Annotated in this window: 16 protein-coding genes and 4 pseudogenes; 7 read left to right on the forward strand and 13 right to left on the reverse strand. The window is 41.1% G+C overall.

Annotated features, from left to right (window positions below):
• Window positions 1-38 precede the first annotated feature (38 nt).
• The 4 genes and pseudogenes from fdhD to GFB47_RS16835 form a co-directional block, all read right to left on the reverse strand.
• The gene (fdhD, locus tag GFB47_RS14710) at window positions 39-641 is read right to left on the reverse strand and encodes a formate dehydrogenase accessory sulfurtransferase FdhD (RefSeq protein ID WP_218619098.1); all 603 of its coding nucleotides are present in this window, start codon (window positions 639-641) and stop codon (window positions 39-41) included.
• The gene (locus GFB47_RS16525) at window positions 619-843 is read right to left on the reverse strand and encodes a hypothetical protein (RefSeq protein ID WP_218619099.1); all 225 of its coding nucleotides are present in this window, start codon (window positions 841-843) and stop codon (window positions 619-621) included. The genes fdhD and GFB47_RS16525 overlap by 23 nt, the downstream gene beginning before the upstream one ends.
• Window positions 844-932: 89 nt before the next feature.
• Window positions 933-1070, reverse strand: a pseudogene (locus tag GFB47_RS16810) (hypothetical protein); the annotation flags it as partial.
• A gap of 210 nt (window positions 1071-1280) precedes the next feature.
• Window positions 1281-1583: pseudogene (locus tag GFB47_RS16835) on the reverse strand (AAA-type ATPase lid domain-containing protein); the annotation flags it as partial.
• Between GFB47_RS16835 and GFB47_RS14720 the strand changes: the two are divergent.
• Window positions 1515-1823 (forward strand): annotated as a pseudogene (locus GFB47_RS14720) (IS5/IS1182 family transposase); the annotation flags it as partial. The pseudogenes GFB47_RS16835 and GFB47_RS14720 overlap by 69 nt on opposite strands.
• A 38-nt stretch (window positions 1824-1861) precedes the next feature.
• On the opposite strand, the gene GFB47_RS14725 reads toward GFB47_RS14720, so the two are convergent.
• Window positions 1862-2668: a ParB/Srx family N-terminal domain-containing protein gene (locus tag GFB47_RS14725; protein WP_225874325.1), complete on the reverse strand. Its 807-nt coding sequence runs from the start codon at window positions 2666-2668 to the stop codon at window positions 1862-1864.
• Window positions 2669-2823: 155 nt separating this feature from the next.
• On the opposite strand from GFB47_RS14725, the gene GFB47_RS14730 reads away from it, so the two are divergent.
• The 4 genes from GFB47_RS14730 to GFB47_RS14745 all read left to right on the forward strand — a co-directional run bounded on the left by GFB47_RS14730 (window position 2824) and on the right by GFB47_RS14745 (window position 8496).
• Entirely contained in the window at window positions 2824-3822 is a 999-nt protein-coding gene (locus tag GFB47_RS14730; protein WP_153448781.1) for a substrate-binding domain-containing protein, read from the forward strand.
• A gap of 122 nt (window positions 3823-3944) precedes the next feature.
• Window positions 3945-5576 carry a sodium/sugar symporter gene (locus GFB47_RS14735; protein WP_153448782.1) on the forward strand — a complete coding sequence of 544 codons (1632 nt, stop codon included), beginning with the start codon at window positions 3945-3947 and terminating at the stop codon, window positions 5574-5576.
• Window positions 5577-5789: 213 nt separating this feature from the next.
• Window positions 5790-7685 carry a DUF294 nucleotidyltransferase-like domain-containing protein gene (locus GFB47_RS14740; protein WP_153448783.1) on the forward strand — a complete coding sequence of 632 codons (1896 nt, stop codon included), beginning with the start codon at window positions 5790-5792 and terminating at the stop codon, window positions 7683-7685.
• Between the two features lies 1 nt (window position 7686).
• Window positions 7687-8496, forward strand: coding sequence for a 3'-5' exonuclease (locus GFB47_RS14745; RefSeq protein ID WP_225874326.1), 810 nt, complete (start codon window positions 7687-7689; stop codon window positions 8494-8496).
• Between the two features lie 46 nt (window positions 8497-8542).
• On the opposite strand, the gene GFB47_RS14750 is transcribed toward GFB47_RS14745, so the two are convergent.
• Window positions 8543-9241, reverse strand: a complete 699-nt coding sequence (locus GFB47_RS14750; protein ID WP_153448784.1) for a LysR substrate-binding domain-containing protein — start codon at window positions 9239-9241, stop codon at window positions 8543-8545.
• On the opposite strand from GFB47_RS14750, the pseudogene GFB47_RS14755 reads away from it, so the two are divergent.
• Window positions 9125-9556: pseudogene (locus GFB47_RS14755) on the forward strand (phosphorylase family protein); the annotation flags it as partial. The gene GFB47_RS14750 and the pseudogene GFB47_RS14755 overlap by 117 nt on opposite strands.
• Before the next feature lie 290 nt (window positions 9557-9846).
• The gene (locus tag GFB47_RS14760) at window positions 9847-10032 is read left to right on the forward strand and encodes a hypothetical protein (RefSeq protein ID WP_153448785.1); all 186 of its coding nucleotides are present in this window, start codon (window positions 9847-9849) and stop codon (window positions 10030-10032) included.
• Between the two features lie 85 nt (window positions 10033-10117).
• Here GFB47_RS14760 and GFB47_RS14765 read toward each other — a convergent pair whose 3' ends face one another.
• The 7 genes from GFB47_RS14765 to galM all read right to left on the reverse strand — a co-directional run bounded on the left by GFB47_RS14765 (window position 10118) and on the right by galM (window position 16978).
• Window positions 10118-10864 carry a phosphatase gene (locus GFB47_RS14765; protein ID WP_153448786.1) on the reverse strand — a complete coding sequence of 249 codons (747 nt, stop codon included), beginning with the start codon at window positions 10862-10864 and terminating at the stop codon, window positions 10118-10120.
• Window positions 10865-10878: 14 nt separating this feature from the next.
• Entirely contained in the window at window positions 10879-11613 is a 735-nt protein-coding gene (locus GFB47_RS14770; protein ID WP_153448787.1) for a nucleoside/nucleotide kinase family protein, read from the reverse strand.
• A 12-nt stretch (window positions 11614-11625) separates the two neighbouring features.
• Window positions 11626-12144 carry an MltR family transcriptional regulator gene (locus GFB47_RS14775; RefSeq protein ID WP_153449030.1) on the reverse strand — a complete coding sequence of 173 codons (519 nt, stop codon included), beginning with the start codon at window positions 12142-12144 and terminating at the stop codon, window positions 11626-11628.
• Between the two features lie 56 nt (window positions 12145-12200).
• Window positions 12201-13472 (reverse strand): zinc-binding dehydrogenase, encoded by a 1272-nt coding sequence (locus tag GFB47_RS14780; protein ID WP_153448788.1) that lies wholly within the window; start codon window positions 13470-13472, stop codon window positions 12201-12203.
• A gap of 41 nt (window positions 13473-13513) precedes the next feature.
• On the reverse strand, window positions 13514-14917 hold the full coding sequence (locus GFB47_RS14785; protein ID WP_153448789.1) for a PTS mannitol transporter subunit IICB: 1404 nt from the start codon (window positions 14915-14917) through the stop codon (window positions 13514-13516).
• Between the two features lie 13 nt (window positions 14918-14930).
• Window positions 14931-15374 carry a PTS sugar transporter subunit IIA gene (locus GFB47_RS14790; protein WP_153448790.1) on the reverse strand — a complete coding sequence of 148 codons (444 nt, stop codon included), beginning with the start codon at window positions 15372-15374 and terminating at the stop codon, window positions 14931-14933.
• Window positions 15375-15898: 524 nt separating this feature from the next.
• On the reverse strand, window positions 15899-16978 hold the full coding sequence (gene galM, locus GFB47_RS14795; protein ID WP_407701713.1) for a galactose-1-epimerase: 1080 nt from the start codon (window positions 16976-16978) through the stop codon (window positions 15899-15901).
• Between the last annotated feature and the right edge of the window lies 1 nt (window position 16979).

Here is a 16979-nt window from a genome sequence, read left to right on the forward strand (position 1 = left end):
TGAGTATAGACATTCATTCGACCGGTACGGCAATAACCCTATAAAGTCAGGTTTAATTGTTCAGATAAATCCACCGCCATGCTGGTCGCACCTGAAATCGCCAATAAAATACCCACATTGGCAGCCGCTGTTTTTTGCACCATTTCAAAACTGGCTCGGCTTGAGACTAAAATCGCCCCACCTTGATAGTCAGATGTTAAATAATGACCAATGAGTTTATCTAACGCATTATGACGACCGACATCTTCACGGATGGCTAAGATCTCACCTTTGGCAGAAATATACGCCGCCGCATGGGTTGAACCGGTTTGTTGGTTTAAGGTTTGATGTTGTTTAAATTGTGATAATGCACGTTCAATTGCCTGATGTGACAGTGTGGTGGTATCACTCACTGGCGTCACCGCGCGTACCACATGCTGCAAACTTTCGGTGCCACAAATACCACAACCCGTTCGGCCACTCATATTCCGACGAGCACGTTTTAAGCGTTCAAAATGACGGTTCGCCAACTCAATATGCACTTCAACTCCATTGCATACAGGCACGACTTCAACGCCATGAATTTGCTTGGCATCATCAACAATGCCTCCAGTAACCGAAAAACCAACCGCTAAGTCTTCAAGATCGATCGCGCTGCACATTTGCACCGTCGTTATACACCATCGCCACCGCCGTTTCGACTGCCAGTTCGTCTTCTTCCATATCAAACAATTGACCATCATGAAAACTCAAACGCGAATAAGTGCGGCAAGTGGATGTTGTCGCGAGAGGATCCGTTGAGCACATTAACACATCGGCAGCGATAACTGACGAAACAACCGGTTGGTCAGTACATTCATTCATGAGAAGCGCCTTTGCTAGTCAATTGGAGGTTTAGATTTAGATAAACGAACACAGCCAATAAAGCGGCAACGTCGAGTCCGTTGGGGTTTTTAGGCGTAATCATTGGATGTGATCCCTAAGCGCTGCATACGAGAAAGTAAAGTGGTTCGCTTTAAACCTAAACGTTGCGCTGCGCCGCGAGGCCCTGCCACAATGCCATTGGTTTCTTTTAACACTTGAATAATTTGCTCGCATTCAAGGCTTTTTTTACTGCTCATCGCACTGCGATCGGTATTGCTGCAGGCTTGCTCTTTTTGCCCGACTGACTCAGTACAACAAAAACCGGAACGGGTTTGTGGATCATCATTGACACTAAACGAGGTGCTTTCAACTTCTGGAAAATACTCTTGCAGCTCTGAAATCGGCAAATGCAATACGCTGCCATAGGTCATGATCACCGCGCGCTCGATTACGTTTTTCAATTCGCGAATATTACCAGGCCACGGCAATGAAGACAGCACCCGCAGAGTTTCAGAGGAAATACTGCTGATATCACGGTTCATTTTTTTAGCGAAGATACGAGTAAAATGCTTCGCCAGCAATGGAATGTCTTCACCGCGCTCACGCAATGGCGGAATACGAATTGGAAATACATTTAAGCGATAATACAGATCGCGGCGGAAAGATTTATCATTCGTATCAAAAAAGCCACCCCAATTGTGCCCCCAAGACTTGGTGCAGTCTTTTGGGAAAAGGGACATCCACGAAATTTATCCGTCGGGTTTCAACAGTTTTATGGTTCTAATAAGCAGTGGAAAACACGGTTTGGGTATCATAAAAGGGCAATTTCAGAAACGGCAATGCATCGAGTGAAAAAGCTATTGGGCGGAACACTCAGCTTAAGAAATTATAATGCCCAAGTTGGGGAAGCTTACGCAATGATCAAAGCTTTAAATAAACTAACAGGGCTAGGTATGCCTAAAACTTACCGAATTGATTGAAATAATACCATTCTAGTGTTGTCACCTCTAAATTTGAATTACGCAACAAAGCCGCTTTCAGTGGTAAGATCATCACGATTTTCTGCCAATTGCAGTGACAGTGCTTTTGCCCAATAAAACTCTAAAAATGGCACGGCAACATCTGGCTTATCCCAACTCACGCCTTTGGTAAAATACAGCATGGAACGCATTGGTGAATCTTGAAATTGCTTGAGATCAAGCTGCTTTGGCAATTCTTGTGGCGTAATCGCATCACCGGCAACATTAAATAGCCATGTGTTTTTATCCTGCTGCATTTGCTGCCAAAATTCCGTCATCTGCTTTTTTTGTGCACTAACCCCTGATTGTAAATTAGCCTCTCCATTGCGATAATCTTTTGCGATTAAAACATGAATAGGAAAATCGGGGCCACCATTTGGCATAGCCCAAAAAGTGGTGAAGGTATGATGACCATCGGTAAGATATAGCTGTCCATTTGGGGCGATCACCACAGTTTTCAGCGCCGATTTTTCACGGCCAATAGATTCTAAGCAAGTAAATGAATCAAGCTTATTGGGCTTCGAGTTCTGATCAAAATCCTTGATCCCTTTTTGGCCATTGGCTTCACACACATCATCAAATAGGTTCTTCGGTTTTTTCTGATAGTTAGCCAATTTATACAACACTTGATCACGACCAATTAAAGCTTGGGTTGGGTGCAAATCCCCTAAAGACACTGACACCACATCCCCCTCCGAATGCGGGATATTTTGCTTAGCACTGACCAAAGCCACTGGCAGTAAAAAAGCAGCAACAGTCAAAATAATACGTTTCAATCCGTTGTTAACATGAGAACTTCTCATCATGAGATTAGCCTTGTGGTCGAAGAGATAATAAAAACTAGAAAATACAATAACAAAACGTTAGTGTAAGCTGAATAAATCACAATGTGTAAACGTTATCCACTCTAGCGCGCTATTATTAACGTTTAATGGCATAAAAAATTCTGGAACAAACCACTATGTCAACCATTAAAGATGTAGCAAAAGAAGCGAATGTTTCCATCGCGACCGTTTCACGCGTGATCAATAAATCACCGAAAGCAAGTAAAGCTTCAATTGAAACGGTTAATCTTGCGATGAAAAAATTAGGCTATCGTCCTAATGCTGCCGCGCGCGCTTTAGTTAGCCAGTCCACATTAACCATGGGCGTTTTAGTCGGTGATGTATCCGATCCGTTTTTTGGTTCTATGGTAAAAGCGATTGATACCGTTGCCACCGCGCAGGGTAAACATTTATTAATTGGTAATGGCTACCATAGCGCACAAAAAGAACGTGAGGCGATTGAACTGTTGATCAACCATCGTTGTGAAGCCTTGGTGATCCACTCTAAAGCGCTCAGTAATGACGAGTTGATTGGCTTTGCCAAAGAAATTCCAGGCATGGTGTTAATCAATCGACATATTCCTGAAATAGCCCAACGCTGTATTGCACTCGATAATCATCGTGGTTCCTACCTTGCCACTGAATACTTGATCAAAAAAGGCCACCAACATATCGGTTATATCTGCTCAAACCATGACATCGAAGATACCCATCAACGCAAAGCCGGCTATTTACAAGCTCTAAAAGATAATCACCTGCCGGACTGTGAAAGCTATATTGAATACGGCAGCCCAGATGAACAAGGCGGCGAGATGGCTATGCTCAATTTACTGGCAAAAAATCAACCTTTGACCGCCATTGCGACCTATAACGATTATATGGCCGCTGGAACGCTTTCTGTGCTTGAGGAAAATAACATTGAAGCGCCAGCCGATATGTCGATCATTGGTTTTGATAACGGCCTGATTGCAAAGTACTTGCATCCAAAACTCACCACCGTGCGCTACCCTATTCAAATGATGGCAGAAAAAGCCGCCGCATTAGCACTAAGGCTGGCCAACAAAGAACCGGCTCAAGCAGAAACACAAATGTTTGTACCGACCTTGGTCAAGCGTGTCTCGGTTATAGCCCACTAATTCCTAGAGTTTTTATTGAAATAAACACAAATGTAACACTTTGTGACATTTATCACCCCGCCTGAGCCTGTAAACGTTTACACTTCTTCCAAATTCACACAACAAACGATAGGTTCAATACTATGTCTCATGTAGAAAATGGATTAGGTACTATCGACATCGTTGTATTTGCGCTGTATGTGGCAATTATAATTGGTGTTGGTCTTTGGGTTTCCCGAGATAAAAAAGGTACTAAAAAAGGTACTGAAGATTACTTCCTAGCAGGTAAATCGCTGCCTTGGTGGGCGGTCGGTTCTTCATTAATTGCAGCTAACATTTCTGCTGAGCAGTTTATTGGCATGTCGGGTTCTGGCTTTTCTATCGGCCTTGCGATTGCATCGTATGAGTGGATGGCAGCTATTACCCTTATCATTGTGGGTAAATACTTCCTCCCTGTATTTATTGATAAGGGCATCTATACCATTCCAGAATTTGTTGAGAAACGCTTTAACAAAAATTTGAAAACCATATTGGCGGTATTCTGGATCGGATTGTACGTGTTTGTTAACTTAACCTCAGTTTTATACTTAGGCGGTTTGGCACTACAAACTATTCTTGGCATTCCACTAATGTATTCTATTATTGGTCTGGCTTTATTTGCGTTGATTTACTCTATTTATGGCGGTTTGTCTGCGGTAGTGTGGACCGATGTTATCCAAGTGTTCTTCTTAGTTCTCGGCGGCCTATTAACCACCTATTTAGCAGTTGGTTTTATTGGTGGCGCAGACGGTTGGTTTAGCGGTTTGTCTAAAATGGCAGAAGCGGCTCCTGAGCATTTCCAAATGATTTTGGACCAAAGCAACCCTCAATATGTCAACCTTCCAGGTATCGCGGTACTTATCGGTGGTCTTTGGGTGGCGAACTTATACTACTGGGGTTTCAACCAATACATCATTCAACGTACTTTAGCGGCTAAATCGGTTCCTGAAGCACAAAAAGGGATTATGTTTGCAGCGTTCTTGAAATTGATCGTGCCATTCCTAGTAGTGGTTCCTGGTATTGCGGCTTACGTGATCACCTCTTCTCCAGAGCTAATGTCACAGCTGGGTAATACTGCAATGGTGAACATGCCTTCTTTAGCGCATGCGGATAAAGCCTACCCTTGGTTAACTCAATTCCTACCTGTTGGCTTTAAAGGTATCGTGTTTGCCGCACTTGCTGCTGCAATTGTTTCTTCATTAGCGTCGATGCTGAACTCAACTGCAACTATCTTTACTATGGATATTTACAAAGAGTTCATTGGTCCTAAAGCAAGCGATCATAAACTGGTTAACGTCGGCCGTATCTCGGCTATCGTAGCGCTTATTATTGCATGTTTAGTCGCGCCAATGCTAAGCAACCTTGGTCAAGCATTCCAATACATTCAAGAATACACAGGTCTTGTTAGTCCTGGTATCTTGGCGGTATTCCTACTTGGTCTATTCTGGAAGAAAACCAATAGCAAAGGCGCGGTTACCGGTGTGATTTTATCTATCCCATTCGCCTTGTTCTTGAAATTCATGCCACTGAACATGCCTTTCATGGACCAAATGCTTTACACGCTTCTATTTACCATGGCAGTGATTGCATTTACTAGCTTGAGCTCTTCTGATTATGATGATGACCCTAAAGCGATTGCATTAAATTCTTCCATGTTTACCACCGAGCGTAGCTTCAATGTTGCCGCTTATGTGATCATGATTATTACTGCGGTACTGTACTCAGTCTTCTGGTAATTGGTATCCTGGTAATTAATTAACCAAGAAACACCTTCTAGCCTCATCTTTTGATGGGGCTATTCATACTGATTGTGATTAGATTTGGAATACCCAATAATCATTAACTCCTAGATTCTCGGCATTAACGATCAGTATGAATAGCCTGTTAAGCTTTTGTTTTTACAGTCTAAAATTTAAATCGGGAAAATAAGATAAGGATAGGCAACCTGTATGAATAATGAATTGTTGCCCAATATTGTATTCTTTCTGCAAAACATCTCGCCTTTCAGTCAGCTACCTCAAAATGCACTTTATGATATTGCCCATACCGCAGATATCTTATTATTAGGGTGTGACGAGATTTTAGATCAAGGCGATCACAAACCTTACCTATACATTATTCGAACCGGCGTGGTGCAACAAAACAATCTCGACGGTAGCCTACGCGCCAAGCTTGGGGTGGAAGATATTTTTGGCTTTAACCTACAGCAAACTGATTCTGAGATCGGTTATTCAATTCTTGCCTTAGAAAATACTTTACTCTATCGATTTGATTATCATGCTTTAATTGAAGCCGTCTCCGATCATCCTCGAATAGCGGCACAACTCGCATCTAACCAACAAACACGTTTGCATGCCCAAAATATTAAGCAAAATAATCACCACTATTCTCAGGCACAATATCTTCGCCCTAATAGCGACATTGCCAGCACCCGCCTTGCCATTGCCTCGCCCAGTGACAGCATTCAAGCCGTTGCCCATCAAATGCGAAATGTGATTGGCGTATCCTGTGCTTTTGTGGTCGATGAGAATAAAACACTGATCGGGATGATCACCGATAAAGACATGACTAAGCGTGTGGTTGCTGAAGCGAAAAATGTTCGCGATCCGATAAGCTCAATCATGTCGCAACAACTTTATAGCGTGTATGAGGATGAATTGGTTATCGCGGCTGTGCAATTAATGATGAAGCACAACATCCAAAATGTACCGGTTTTAAACCATAATAAACAGGTCACTGGATTTATTACCCCTCAGCACCTCATACAAAATAACAGCGTCCAGTCTATTTTCTTACTCGATAAGATCCGCCATGCAAAATCCATTGTTGAGCTGATCGATTTATCCAAACAACGTAACGCCGCATTTGAAGGCATAATGGAGAGCAATTCCTCGCCAACCATTATTGGGCAAGTATTGAGTTTGATCTACGATGCCTTTACCCATCGCTTAATCGAATTAGCCATAAAAAACTTTGGCCAACCACCCTGCGCATTCACTTGGATTGTAGCCGGATCCCATGCCCGCAATGAGGTACATTTAGCCTCCGACCAAGACAATGCGATTATTCTGGCTGATAACGCCACCGCATCTGATCGGATCTACTTCAATCACTTTGCGATGAGCATTTGTAAATCGTTATCCGAATTAGGCTACACCCTATGCACAGGCCGCTTTATGGCCGCGACCCATCAATGGTGTCAAAAGGCAAAAATTTGGCAGGAATATTATCGTAAATGGAGCACTAACCCTGAATACGAGTTATTGCTTAATTTGAATGTGTTTTTAGAAATACGCCCTGTTTATGGCGATCTCGCCTTATTTAAGCAAGTCGATGATTGTCGTCATAAGCTTGTCACCAATAATATGCAATTAACCGTGGCCTTAGTGCGTAATGCGCTTAGAACTCGCCCACCATTGGGAATATTCCAACATTTGGTGCTCGAAAAAGACGGCAATAACAATAAAGTCCTCAACATCAAAAAAGCGGCCATCAGTTGCGTGGTCGATCTAGTTCGGATTTATTATTTAATGAAGCAAAACTTGCTCGCTGAGTCTGCTCCTCTAAGTGAACAAGCCAGCCTCCTCAATACCAGTGAACGGATTGATTTTTTACGCGACACTAAGGTGCTAAATGATTCAAGTTATCAAGATCTGAGTGAAACCTATCATTATGTCAATCAATTGCGCTATCAACACCAGTTGCAAGCAATACAAAAGGATTGCGGCATTGATAACCAACTCCAACCTGACTTATTTGGCAGTTTTGAGCGTCAGCATTTAAAAGATGCTTTCCGAATTATTTCAAGCTTTCAAGATTTGATAAAAATGAAATTTGGAGGCTAAGGTGCCAGACCAAATTGAAAAACACCCGTCTCGTTTCACCAGCAAAGGTAAGCTTGGCAACATGATGAACTTATTCTCTAACCGTCACCCTTTACTGCGGTTAGAAAAACGCCGTCAAACACTTTTACAACAAGTACAAGAGCACTCGCAGCAGCCACTGCCACAATACTTACAGCGCTTGCTTGTGCAGCCTTATCCAAATCCAAAACAAGACTGCAAAGACCTGTCGTTTACGGTGGTGGACTTTGAAACCTCTGGGCTTGATCCTAGTAGCGATCATATCGTTAGTATCGGCTGGGTACACATCATTAAAGGCGTGATTAAGCTAAGTACGGCGCAACATTTTATCGTTAACCAACCGGTAGCAAGCGCAGCCACAAAAGAGAATGAAACCGATAATATTGCTCGCTCGTTGCACCATATTTTGCCAGAGCAGCAGAAAATGGGTATTTCAATTGAACAAGCGATGCAGCATTTTTTTGAAAGCCTACCAAGCAGCCTTGTGATCGCCCACGGCACCACCATAGAAACCCGTTTTCTAAGCCAATTCTTTCTGTCTCACAACCTTATCGACTTGCCATTAATTTGGTTAGATACCCTCAAAATTGAGCAAGCCACCATTTTAAACAATCGCTATCAAAATGATTTTCGCTTATCGGCTTTACGTCGTTTCTATAAGCTACCCGACTACCCTGCCCACAACGCATTGATGGATTCCACCGCCACCGCAGAGCTTTTTCTGGCACAAAAAAGGCGCTTATTTGGACAAGCCATCGCGCCGATCGGGATCTTGTATCAAAAATCACAATGAGGATATCAGGCCATCTTGCTAGTGAAGTGTAGCGACACACTAAAGATCAACAGCCCCTAGCAACTTCTAGGATTTTATCAACAGTCTCCTGCTCGTTTTGCTCATCATAAATAATGCATAAACTGGCAGGAATAGATTCGGCAATTTTGATAAATTTAATATGTGCCCATTTTATATTGGCATAACTTTCAGGTACGACCGCCACGGCTTGATTAGAGGCAACAAAAGCTAACTGTGTTTGAGGTTCAATCACTTCATATACGATATTTGCGTGAAAATCAGCTTGCATACAATGCTTTAAAATAAACTCTGTCGATTTGGATTTTTCTCGATTTAAAACCACAAACGCTTCATCTTTAAGCTCTTTTAAGTTAACTAATTTCCTGGTACTCATCGGATGCGTATCAGAAACCGCAAGGCACATATTCTCCGCGACCAGCAATGACGTAGACAGCGGGTAAGTATTTTGAATGTCCGCAAAACGGCAAATACCGATATCAATTTTATTATTTTTTATCGCTTCAGGCTGCGAATTCGGCGATATTTCAATAAAGTCAAAAGTATAGCTCGGGTACCTTAACTTGAATTCATTCAGAATATTGATAAAGCCTTCCCAGAGAGCTGAACTGATCACATTAATACTATGCCAGAGTCGCCAATGGTTGGCCCTAATGATGACAAATACGGCGATCGCTTCTTTAGCCTTGCCAATGCTTATGATAAAAAATTGCGCGCTGAAATCCACAGTGTTGCCAAAGAAAACAATATTCATCTCAATGAAGGTGTTTTTGTTTCTTACACTGGCCCTAACTTTGAAACCGCAGCAGAAATCAAAATGATGAAAATAATGGGCGGAGATGTGGTCGGCATGTCAGTCGTACCTGAAGTTATTTCAGCGGCGCATTGTGGTTTACCTGTTTTAGCCGTATGTGCTATTACCAATATGGCTGAAGGCCTAGGTGAAACAGAACTGTCCCATGAACAAACATTGCGCTGTGCAAAATTAGCTGAATCGGATTTTATTAAATTAATTGAAGAATTTGTTAAGAGTCATTTTTAGATTTCAATCGCGCGCCTGCCACACCGCAAAAGATGACAATCTGACCTTCCCCCTAACCTCCTTCACCGGAGGTTTTTTATTTTCTCCCCCTTTCATTTACTTGCTTCATCCTTCACTTTTTTAGCATTTCCCTTAAACCATGACGCAGACTTCAAACTTTTCAGCCAAAGAAAATATATCCCGTTTAAAATTGATCTAAATCAACCCAGAAACATCTTCGCCTCATCACATTAATAAGTCATTAATAGCTCATTAATAACTCATTAACAACCTCATAATAAGGGATGTATATGGAGCTTAAACCTTGTGAAAAATGCTATACGGATTTGTGCTTAGACGGTAAGTGGTTCCATCATGATCACTTAACAACCAAGGCTTATATGTTAAAAGGTGGGAACTATCAAGCAGTCGAACTTTCAAAAGTCCCCGTCACTGAGGATGAACTGGTTTCGCTGTTAACTGATGCAGTAAAATAAATTCATTCTAATTCAACTGATAACAAAAAACCCGAGTCAGTTACATCTTGTATGTGATGGTTACCGAGCTCGGGTTCTTAGTATTTTAATAGAGGTGTTTGAATTGCTCAATAACAGGCTTACCTCGGAGAAGTAAGAATTTTAAAAACCGTTGTGTTGATGTTGTTATAATTTTACTTTCCTCCACCTTATGCAGTTGCAATAGATTAACCGCTAAATCTAAACGAGCAATCTCTTCACAAAAATGCGCATCAGAACCCGTAGTAAAATACACGCCAATTTTTTTACCTATTTCGACAATTTGACTACAACGTACGTCACTGCCCTTACGGCTTTTTCCTGTTAGTGAGGTATTATTCACCTCAACCGCAACATTGTATTGTTTGGCGCACTGTAAGACCTTTTCAATATCAAATGGATAATTAGGATTACCTAAATGACCAAGAACATCTATTCTGCCACTCTTTATGACATTAATGAGCGCTTGAGTATGCTCGTCTTTATTAGATGGCGGAAAAACAGGTTCGTGAAAACTCGCAATAACCCAATCTAAATGCTGATCGGACGTACTCGGTAAATCAATATCACCGTTGATATTTAATGTATTCGCTTCCACACCGCGTAATATACCTACGTCATGCAAAAATCGAGGCAAGATGCGCTGATTATTAAAAAACCAATAATGGGGAGCACCTGGCATTTCAGGGGCATGATCGGTAGTGCAGAATAATTTCAAACCTTTCTTTTTCGCTGAAAGCGCATTCTCTAGAATCGTACTGTAGGCATGACCACTTGCAAGTGTGTGGGTATGAGTATCGATAACAATATTCATAAAAACCTCTTTAATTAGCAAATATCAAATGAGCCATTACGGTTCATAAACAATTTAAGATCGGCATCAACAGAATGCTGCAATACTTTTTCAACATTGATGGCATCGGAATTATGATAAAACGCTAAAGCATCAGCTTCGCTACTACCACCACGAATTTTCCGATTAACTAACCGCTCTTGAAGAAATTTAGGCTCAGTATCTATAAAAATAGAAAAATCAGCCAAATGGTGTAATTCATTCCAAACTGGCTCATCCAATAATAACCAATTCCCTTCAACAACCACTATATTTTGATTAACTTGAATTGCATCATCAACGGGATCATGAATATTCCTATCGTAATATGGCCATTTAGGTTCTTTATTTTTCAATTGTTTTAATTTATCAATCAATGAAATTAAATTAAACGTTTCATAAGAACCCTTAATATTTTTCAAGTTAATATCTTTGCCATTTTTATGAATAGTACTTTCTTCCAAAATAGCGTTAGGGAGATGAAACCCATCAAAAGGTAAAACTTGCAACGGCTCAATTGAGGGATTTTGATTGGATAAGTGCTGCCAAAAAGCCGCTAACGTTGATTTACCACTTCCTGGAGGTGCGCAAAGGAAAATCACAATACGTTGTTCGTTTTCTTGATATAAGCGAGTAAATTTTTCAACTAAAGGCTGATGGACTTTGACAATATCTTCATCAAAAAATACCGCCTCCGTATCAAACCCACTAACATTTAAGTTCACTTTCATGGTGAAACCTTACTACGAGTTAATTTCCCTTTCGATTTTTTCTAGCAGCATCTCACAAGACAGTTTGAGAACTGTTTTGATAAGGGATTCATATCTCATCTGAGAGAATGTCTCGAAAGAAGAAAATTTTAATTGGTTAATTGATTCAATGTAAAAGCTATCTTGCTGGGTAGAAAGTATTGCTTGATTACTAATAAAGTCGAACACCATATCATCGCCATAAGACACCTTTTCAGGTTGAGCGATCGCATATTCCAGCATTTGAGCATATAAACCAATATCAGAATATGTTTCTAATGATACCTTCCCCATTGCAAAGACTAATTTAGCCATCACATCTGTCGCCACCAGTGGTCCTCCTTCTTTAAACAGAGGATCAACTGCATATTCCATAACGAGCTTATCTTGCACAAACACGTTTGGAAGTAATTTTTTTAATTCTGTATTAATAATTTTATTTGAGATCTGAAGAAAGCAAGTAGCGTTATCACACTCATCCAACTTTTCCATTAACTCATGAATACCTGACAACGTGTAAACCTCTAAATTATGTGGCAACCAAAGGCTACCACATAAATTCATGACAACTAAACCGCCAAGCTCACATCATAGAACTCGAGTAATGCTTTTTCTGCATGAGCACTCCAGACATAATTATCTTTGGCTAAAATAGCATCAAGATCTTTAAAAAATGGTTCATTCTGTGCCAGCGATTTAAAATCATCGATTGCCGTTAATGGCAGATCAATATGCGGATAAATCAGTTTTTTCCCACCAGGTATATTTAATTGGTTTAAAATGGTATCCGGCGCAGCTTGTAGACCCCCTACATGTGTGATCATAAAGGATGGGTTTATTTTCCCTTTCGAGGACAAGTCTAACGATTCAATCATGTCGTCTTTTGAGCCACCCGAAGTGCCCACAATATGCGTTGCTTCGTAATGCACGTTATAAAAATTAAAAGGGACTTTAAATTGCTTATCTGTCGGCCCGGCAAAGAAGTTTAAACAACCATCATTGCCTAACAATTCATCTGCTTGTTCTAGCACCTGGCTAACAGCCGCATAAACCATCACGTCATCATACCCTTTCCCATCGTTAATAGACTTTAGGTAAGATACTGGATCATCAACTTGTGCAGTATTCACATAAATCAACTCAACCCCTTGCTGCTGCGCTGCCTCTATCGAAATCAAACTTTCTGCTCGAGTTAGACGGTCTTGGTCAATATCAGTCACTACCACACGTTTCGGTTTTCTTGGTCCATTGATTGCGTAATCAATCGCGCCAATCCCCATCGGTCCAGCACAGGCTAACAGAGCCAACGAACCACCTTCTTTAATACCCATATCATGTTCATACACAAACTGAGTGGTGTGATAACTTGCGTTGTAAGCCCCTATAATACAAGACATTGGCTCAGCAAGTGACGCATCAGCAAAATACGAACCGGCATAAGGCAGTACACAACCTAGCTCTATCGCAATTTTTGGAATAATCGAATAAGTAGCATTACCACCAAAGGTTTCATAGCTGTAGCCTGCCGAGTAACCAGTAGGTAACCCCATTGCTGGTTGCAGAACAAACGACTGCCCTACTTTAAATTTATCCGCTAAATTGGCACCAACTTCTACAATCATGCCTGCATATTCATGACCCGTAATCACAGGAACTTCTGCAATATTTTCAGGTACACGCTTGTGCTTACTTCCTAGCAAGGCCGCTTTATAAGTTGATAAACAAATACTATTCGAGATATTTTTTACAAGTAATTCATCATCAGAGATTGTTGGTAAGTCAAATGCTCTCAGTTGAACATTTTTTTCACCACAAATTACAGCAGCAGTAGTTTGAACCATGGTATTTCTCCTGAGGGGCTCTATGCCCCTAAATTTTTAAATTAGGCTTGTTGTTGTTCAATCGTTGACATCAATTCATTCAGAGCGGGGTCGTTTAAAAAGTTCTTAATCGGAATAACCGGTAACCCTGTGGCTTTTATCGCCCTATCTTCTAGGCTTTCATGTGTCACAACTACATCAGCCTCCGACGGTACTTTTTCTATAGCAAAGTTTTTAACTTCAATCTCGTAACCGGCTTTCATCAGTTTCTTCCTGAAGATAGAAGCCCCCATCGCACTTGACCCCATACCTGCATCACAAGCGAAAACAACATATTGAATTTTTTTAGATGGCGTTGCTGCTGTCGCTGCAGCGGTATTGATTGCGCCTTCTTTTTTCATATCTTTCATATCGGTAACGGATTGCTCAAAAGCTTCTTCTGATTTTTTCGATTTACTCATTTTCAAAATAAGGCTAGCAACTAAGAAAGAGACTATGGTCGCACTTGCCACACCCGCGAGAGTTCCAATGAAACCGCCTTTCGGTGTCAATGCAAGGTACGAAAAGATAGAACCAGGACTTGGACCTGCAACTAAACCTGCACCTAGTAAGTTAAAAGTGCTAATACCTGTCGCTGCACCCGCAATTAGCGCTAAGATCATAATTGGTTTCATTAAAACATATGGGAAATACAGTTCATGAATACCACCAAAGAAATGAATAATAATGGCACTTGGTGCCGAGCGCTTACTTAGCCCCTCACCGAACTTAGCGTAAGCTAGCAATAAGCCTAAGCCAGGGCCAGGATTTGAAGCCACCATGAAGAAGATGGATTTACCAGTTTCTGCCGCGGCTTGTAGCCCTAATGGATAATAGATACCTTGGTCAATAGCATTGTTCAAAAACAATACCTTAGCGGGCTCATTAATAACCGCAAGTAATGGTAAATATCCCGTTGCGACCAATGCTTCAATGCCAGATTTAACAAACAAATTAGCTGCGGTTACTGCAGGGCCCACCACTTCATAGGCAACCAAGCAACAAAGCATCCCAATAATACCAAGTGAGAAATTGTTAACGACCATTTCAAAACCAGATGGTATTTTATGTTCAATTTTTTTATCAAACTGGACTATAAACCACCCACTTAAAGGCCCCATTATCATTGCACCGACAAACATTGGAATATCTGCACCGACAATCACCCCCATAGTACCAATAGCACCTGCAACCGCACCGCGCTTGTCACCAACGATTTGCCCCCCCGTATAACCAATCAATAGCGGTAATAGATACTTAATCATCGGACCAACAATCTGAGCAAATTGCTCATTGGGCATCCAACCCGTCGGGATGAATAATGCAGTGATAAAGCCCCAAGCAATAAATGCCCCGATATTAGGCAGGACCATTGCGGTCAAATGCCCACCAAAAGCTTGTATTTTTGCCCTAACATTTGTAGCCATGTTATATTCCTTCTTAGTACTGCTTAATCAGTTCGAGTACTTCTTGTTTAGAAGTGGCTTCAGATAACTTAGTGATGTTATCTTCATCAATAAGCATTTCACTTAAGGCTTGTATTACTTCAATATGAGTATCTGAATCTTTCGCGGCAAGCGTAAATAGAACATTGGCTGGACCAAGGTCTGAACCGAAATCAACAGGCTGTGGGAAGATGTGAATACCTAAGCCTGTTTTTAAAACACCAGCTTCAGGTCTTGCATGTGGCATCGCAATACCTGGACAAAGTACATAGTAAGGGCCATTATCATACGTTGACTGGATTATCGCATCAGCATAGTCAGCGGAAACATAACCCTTATTTTCTAGATATTGGGTGGTCGTTTTAACGGCTTCTTGCCATTCATATGACTGATTATGAATAACATCAATTAGATCGTGATCAATTAGGTTATATAGCATGTTGAAACCTTACTTTGTTATCTCTGGGAATAGATCAATTATCAAGATTGTTACTTATAACTGCAACTGCACACATAATGAGATCCACCTCACACAACGAGCTCGGTCAATTAGTATTTAGTCATCTAACTCACATAATTAGAAGTAATAAAATTACAGTTTTGTTCTTGAGCAACTTGTCAATAGTATTAATTAGACTCAGAGCAGGCTTTGCAATAAAACACCTTATTCGATATAAGCGACGTACATCACATTTCAAATATTGACATTGTATTTGTTATTTAATTAACTTAGCGAAATAAATAATAACTTGAAAATCTGTCTCTGGTTTTAGTGATATAGATCTTCATGACTTTATACTACATTAATTTTGTTGCTTTCTTTCTCCATTATACCTCTACTTCATCACCTCTCTCCTTTATCTTTACTTGATTGTTAGAGCGCCCATTCGCCATAAAAAAGCCCCTTTAGCAATTAAGCTAAAGGGGCACATATAATATTTAGTGACTAATATAGCCCTAAGATCAAAAACTAAATTGATATACCGTAGTGTGGTGGTATGACTGATCTGGCTGCACGATACTGTCGCTAAACGTCCATTCAGGGTGATTCGGTGCATCAGGTAAGTATTGAGTCTCTAACGCAAAACCATCACATGTTTGATACGGAGCTTCCTCGCGTGAGGGACACTGAGCTAAATAATTACCACTGTAAACTTGCATCGCAGGCTTAGTGGTAAACACGTGCATGCTGACCTTGTCATCTGGCGACACCACGCTTGCAACTTGTTTCAGTTGATTCAAATGTTCAGTTGAGAAAATAAAGGCATGATCATAACCAGCGGCCAATTTTTGCTCATCATCAAACAAAAAGTCTTGCTGTAATGTTTTTTCAGTTTGAAAATCAAAACCCGTATTCACGACCGATTTTATGCGCGTCGGCAAGCTATTCTCATCACTTGCAAGAAACTGCTCGGCTGATATAGTCAGCTTATGCTCTAAGCAATTGACGCCACTTTTCGCGCCTTGTAGATTAAAATAAGCATGATTAGTTAAGTTAATTGGACACGCTTTATCGACCTTGGCCTGATAGTCTATCGACACTTGATTGTCATCGGTGAGCGTATAGCTTAACTGCACCTGCATATTCCCCGGAAAGCCTTGATCGCCATCGGCGGAGTTAAGTTCAAACACCACTTGGTCTTGTGATTGACTTACCACTGTCCAACGGCGCTTATCAAACCCCATTTCGCCACCATGAATACAATATTTTTCATGGTTTTGTGATAGTGAATAAACCTGTCCATTAAGTTCAAATTGAGCGCCGGCAATTCGGTTTGCATAGCGGCCAACACTCGCCCCTAGAAAACAGGTTTGCTGCTGAAACTTCTCGATGGTATCAACCCCAAGCAATACTTCTCGTACTTGGTCGGCAACCGGAACGGTACAGCTTAACCACGTTGCCCCAACATCCATAAAAGTCGCGGTCATACCGGATTGATTGGATAAGGTGATCACCTTGGCAGCGAGTCCATCAAGGTAGACTCCTGCGCTCATATTGGTGTGCAATTGTTCCACACCGCATGGTAACGATAATGATCCCATA

It is taken from the genome of Vibrio algicola, from assembly GCF_009601765.2.
In the GTDB taxonomy this organism is placed as follows: Bacteria; Pseudomonadota; Gammaproteobacteria; order Enterobacterales; family Vibrionaceae; genus Vibrio; species Vibrio algicola.